At 68.7% G+C, this 549-nt stretch carries 2 pseudogenes; both read right to left on the bottom strand.

The features are described 5' to 3' along the window. Nucleotides 1–261, bottom strand: a pseudogene (locus H7I57_RS24365) (hypothetical protein); the annotation flags it as partial. Nucleotides 262–270: 9 nt separating this feature from the next. Beyond that, nucleotides 271–549, bottom strand: a pseudogene (locus tag H7I57_RS24360) (hypothetical protein); the annotation flags it as partial.

Here is a 549-nt window from a genome sequence, read left to right as displayed (position 1 = left end):
GGCGGTAGGAGCTCCCGCGGGCTTGGGCTTGCGGACCACGCGTCGACCCAGGTTGCCCAGCAGCGTCACGAGCACGCCCAGCACCACCAAGCCGCCACCGATGGCGAGGGTGATGTTGAGCCACTGGTGGGCGTTCGCGAGCACCACCAAGCCGCCACCGATGGCGAGGGTCCGGACGTTTCCGGTGGTGCGGTTCAGCCCGTCGCCCAAGTACCGACGCCCCACCTCGATGCCGGCCCAGCCGGCAGCACCCACGATCATGGTCGATATCTACCGACGCCCCACCTCGATGCCGGCCCAGCCGGCAACCGCGAGCGTCAGCAGGGCGAACACGCCCGTCAGGACGCCAATGCCGACCCGTACCCACGGTCCCCACGTCGTCGCAGCGCGGAACTGGCCCGGACGCACCGATTGGGCGAAATCGGTGATCGGCACTTCGATTTTCGACGGGACGCGGATCCCGAGCGCCGTCAGGGTCGCCTTGAACGACGGCACTTCGATTTTCGACGGGACGCGGATCCCGAGCGCCGTCAGGGTCGCCTTGAACGA

It is taken from the genome of Mycolicibacterium pyrenivorans (assembly GCF_025821625.1).
In the GTDB taxonomy this organism is placed as follows: Bacteria; Actinomycetota; Actinomycetes; order Mycobacteriales; family Mycobacteriaceae; genus Mycobacterium; species Mycobacterium pyrenivorans.
Note: the sequence above shows the minus strand (reverse complement) of the source record. Positions and strands in the feature narration are given on the sequence as shown.